Raw genomic sequence first — 4655 nt, forward strand, 5'->3', positions numbered from 1 at the left:
ACACCTCTCGTTCGGAGGCGTGAAGGCGATCAACGGCGTCTCCACCAACGTGACGAAGGGGGGGATCCACGCGATCATCGGGCCGAACGGTGCCGGGAAGACCTCGGTGTTCAACTGCATCTCCTGCGTCTACCGGCCCCAGAGAGGCTCCGTCTACTTCGAGGACCGGAAGATCACCGGGATGAAGCCGTATCAGATCGCGCGGCTCGGGATCGCCCGGACGTTCCAGAACATCGCCCTCTTCCACCACATGACCGTGCTCGACAACCTCATGCTGGGGAGACACCTGTTCCTGAAGCGGGGCGTTTTCTTCGGGGGGATCTATCTCGGGCCCGCCCGCAAGGAGGAGATCGAGAACCGGAAGATCGTCGAGGACATCGTCGATTTCCTCGAGATCGAGAACATCCGGAAAAAGCCCGTCGGGACACTCCCGTATGGCCTCCGGAAACGGGTCGAGCTCGGGCGCGCTCTCTCCCTCAAGCCGAAGCTCCTCCTGCTCGACGAACCGATGGCCGGAATGAATCTCGAGGAGAAGGAGGACATGGCCCGGTTCATTCTCGACATCAACGAGGAGTGGGGGGTCACCATCCTCCTGATCGAGCACGACTTAAGCGTCGTGATGGACATCAGCCACCGGGTGAGCGTCCTCGATTTCGGCGTCAAGATATCAGAGGGCGAACCTTCGAAGGTCGCCAACGACCCGCACGTCATCCGGGCGTACATCGGGGAGGAGGACGACTTTCTGAGGAACTTGGAGGCGTATTAAGGGGATGAAGAGCGTCCTGGCGCAGCACGACACCTTTCCGAAGCTCTTGGTCCGCAACGCGGAGCGGTTCGGCGACCGGAAGATCGCCATGCGCGAGAAGGAGTTCGGAATCTGGCAGGGATTTACCTGGAGGGAGTATCACGAGCACGTGAAGTACTTCTCCCTCGGGCTGGTTTCCCTGGGGCTGTCCCCCGGGGACAAGGTCGCCATCATCGGGGACAACCGGCCGGAGTGGGTGTGGGCCGAGGTGGCCGCCCAGGCGGCCGGGGCCGTTCCCCTGGGCCTCTACCAGGACTCGACGCTGAAGGAGGTCGTCTACGTCATCGACCACTCCGACTCCACATTCGTGGTGGCCGAGGACCAGGAGCAGGTGGACAAGATCCTGGACATGAGGGAGCAGCTGCCGAAGGTCCGCTACGTGGTATACAGCGACTCCCGGGGGATGCGGGGGTACAAGGAGCCGTACCTGCTCGACTTCCAGGAAGTGGAGACTTACGGCCGGGAACTGGAGGAGAAAGAGCCGGATCTCTACGCGAAAAAGGTCGTGGGGGGGAAGATGGACGACCTGGCGCTCATCTGCTACACCTCCGGCACGACCGGCTTCCCGAAGGGCGCCATGCTCACCTTCCGGAATCTCCTCATGATGGCGGCGAACCTGATGGAGGTCGACCCGAAGTTCGAGAACGACGAGTTCGTCTCCTTCCTCCCCCTGGCCTGGATCGGGGAACAGATGATGTGCCTGTCCAGCGCGCTTCTCACCGGCTTCACCGTCAACTTTCCCGAAAAACCGGAGACCGTCCAGGAGAACATCCGGGAGATCGGCCCGAACGTGATGTTTTCCCCGCCGCGGATTTGGGAAAATATGACTTCCACCGTCCAGGTCAAGGTCATGGACGCCTCCTGGTTCAAACGGGCGATGTACAGCTGGGCTCTCCCCGTCGGGTACGAGTATGCGGACACCATCTTCCGGAAGCAGAGGCCCTCGGCGCTTCTCCATCTCAAGCACCGGCTAGCGTACTCCCTCGTCTTCCGGGCCCTGAAGGACCGGCTCGGCCTCCTTCGCATCCGGACCGCCTCCACGGGCGGCGCGGCCCTCGGGCCCGACGTCTTTAAGTTCTTCAACGCGATGGGGGTGAACCTCAAGCAGATCTACGGCCAGACCGAGATCTCCGGCATCTCCTGCATCCATCGCGACGGCGACATCAACTTCGACTCGGTGGGAAAGCCGATCCCCGAGACCGAGGTCCGGATCTCGGAGACCGGCGAGATCCTTTCCCGGAGTTCCTCGGTGTTCCTCGGGTACTACAAGAGCCCCGAGGAGACAGAGAAGACGCTGGCCGGGGGATGGCTTCATTCCGGAGACGCGGGATACTTCACCGACGACGGACATCTGATCGTGATCGACCGCGTAAAGGACGTCATGCACCTTACCGACGGGACGAGGTTCTCCCCGCAGTTCATCGAAAACAAGCTCAAGTTCTCCCCCTACATCAAGGAGTGCGTCTGTCTGGGGCACGAGCGGGACTTCATCGCCTCGATGATCTGCATCGACTACCCCAATGTCGGAAAGTGGGCGGAGAGCCGCCGGATCTCCTACACGACCTACACCGACCTGGCGGGGAAGGCCGAAGTCCTGGAACTTATCGCGAAGGAAGTGGACAAGGTGAACGCCACGCTTCCCGAAACCACCCGGATCCGGCGGTTCCTGCTCCTGTACAAGGAGCTGGATGCGGACGACGATGAGCTGACGCGCACGAGGAAGGTCCGGCGCGCCTTCGTGGGGGAGAGATACCGGCACGTGATCGAGGGGATGTACACCGGGGCGGCATCGATCCCGATCGACGCCGTGATCAAGTACCAGGATGGGAAGACCTCGCAGATCAGGACGACGCTCGCCATCCGGGATTTATAGGGAGGAAAGATGACATTCCAGTACTTGCTGCAGCTGGTGATCAGCGGCCTGGTCATCGGCAGCATCTACTCGGCGGTCGCCTTAGGTTTCGTCATCATCTACAAGGCGACCCGGGTCGTGAACTTCGCCCAGGGGGAGCTCCTGATGGTCGGGGCCTACGTCTGCTATGCCTTCCTCGTGCAGATGCACGTCCCGTTCTGGGCCGCGCTTCTGCTCACCATCCTGTTCGGGATGGTCCTGGCCATGTTCGTCGAGCGCCTGATCCTCCGGCCCATGATCGGGGAGCCGATCATCTCCATCATCATGGTCACGATCGGCCTTTCCCTCGTGCTCCGGTCGCTCGTGGCGGCCATCTGGGGGACCGAGATCCTCGTCTACGAGCCGAAGCTGTTCCCCCAGGAGATGGTCGAGATCGCCGGTCTGCCCATTTCCCTCGAGTTCGTTTGGTGCTTCATCCTCTCCCTCGTCCTCCTGGCGGTCTTTTCGGTCTTCTTCAAGTACTCGAAGGCCGGGGTCGCGATGCGCGCGACCGCCTTCAACCAGCAGGTCGCCCAGTCGATGGGGATCTCGGTAAAGCATATCTTCGCCCTGTCCTGGGTGATCTCGGCGGTCGTGTCGGGGATCGGGGGGGTGCTGATCGGCAACATCAACGGGATCAACAGCTCGCTCTACCACTTCGGGCTGAAGGTGTTCCCCGCGACGATCCTAGGCGGGCTGGACTCCATCCTCGGGGCCGCCCTCGGAGGGATGATCATCGGGATCCTGGAGAACCTCTCCGACGGTTTCTGCAAGACGTATCTGAACCTAAGCGGCGTCAAGGAGGTTGCGCCGTACGTTTTCCTGGTCATCATCCTGATGATCAAGCCCTATGGGCTCTTCGGCACGAAGGATATCGAGCGGGTGTAGGAAGAGACAGACCGCCGGCATCAAGGAGAAGCGCATGCACTACTGCGGGGACTTCCGCACCACTTACCGGAAGGACATGGAGATCTTCCAGACCCCGTTCATCAAGGTCTGTCTGGCGGTGTTCCTCGGCTTTCTCCTCGTCCTGCCGGTCCTCAAGCTGAAAGGGGAGTATCTCCTGAAGGGGGAATACCTCTGGATCCTCCTCCAGATCCTCATCGCGTCGATCGGCGCGGTCGGCATCAACATCCTGACCGGATACACCGGGCAGATCTCCCTCGGGCAGGGAGCCTTCCTCGGGGTGGGCGCGTACACCTCGGCATACGTGACGGCGAAGATGGGCCTTTCCTTCTGGGTGGGGATTCCCGCGGCGGGTCTGGTCACCGCGCTGGCCGGAATGGTCTTCGGCATCCCGTCGCTGCGGCTGAAAGGACTTTACCTCGCGATCGCGACGCTGGCATCTCAGTTCATCCTCGAGTGGATCTTCGTCCGCTGGGAGTCGGTCACAGGGGGGAGCCACGGGATCACGATCCCCCGCCCCTCGATCGCGGGGCACACGTTCTCCACGGACCGGTCCTATTACTACATCGTGCTCGCCGTGGCGATCGTCATGATCCTGTTCGCCGCCAACCTGATGCGCACCCGGACCGGAAGGGCCTTCATGGCCGTGCGGGACCACTACATCTCCGCGGAGATCATGGGGATCAACCTGTTCAAGTACCGGCTGTTGTCCTTCGGGATCTCCTCGTTCTACGCGGGCGTCGCGGGGGCCCTGTTCGGCCACTCGCTGAAGTACGTGACCTCCGAGCAGTTCAACATCGAGGTTTCGATCGTCTACCTCGCGATGATCATCATCGGAGGGCTGGGGAGCATCATCGGCTCGATCTTCGGCGCGGTGTTCATGATCCTTTTGCCGAAACTTCTCTCGGTGGGCACCGAAATGGTCTCCGCCGATTTCCCGAGCATCGCGAGGCTTGCGATCTCCTTCGAGCACGGGATCTTCGGGCTGATCATCATCCTGTTTCTGATCTTCGAGCCGGACGGGCTGGCGCACCGATGGAAGATGGTCAAGGC

4 protein-coding genes are annotated in these 4655 nt (G+C 61.5%); all 4 read left to right on the forward strand.

All coding sequences use genetic code 11. The annotated features are described in order from the left end of the window. Positions 1 to 766 (forward strand): ABC transporter ATP-binding protein (locus tag VJ307_01370; protein ID HJX72777.1); only part of this gene is annotated, 766 nt, incomplete at its 5' end. 4 nt (positions 767 to 770) lie between these two features. Beyond that, entirely contained in the window at positions 771 to 2678 is a 1908-nt protein-coding gene (locus VJ307_01375) for an AMP-binding protein (protein HJX72778.1), read from the forward strand. 9 nt (positions 2679 to 2687) lie between these two features. Next, positions 2688 to 3584: a branched-chain amino acid ABC transporter permease gene (locus VJ307_01380; GenBank protein HJX72779.1), complete on the forward strand. Its 897-nt coding sequence runs from the start codon at positions 2688 to 2690 to the stop codon at positions 3582 to 3584. Positions 3585 to 3618: 34 nt separating this feature from the next. Next, the coding region (locus VJ307_01385; protein HJX72780.1) for a branched-chain amino acid ABC transporter permease at positions 3619 to 4655 on the forward strand (1037 nt) is incomplete at its 3' end.

It is taken from the genome of Candidatus Deferrimicrobiaceae bacterium (genome assembly GCA_035256765.1).
In the GTDB taxonomy this organism is placed as follows: domain Bacteria; phylum Desulfobacterota; class Deferrimicrobia; order Deferrimicrobiales; family Deferrimicrobiaceae; genus CSP1-8.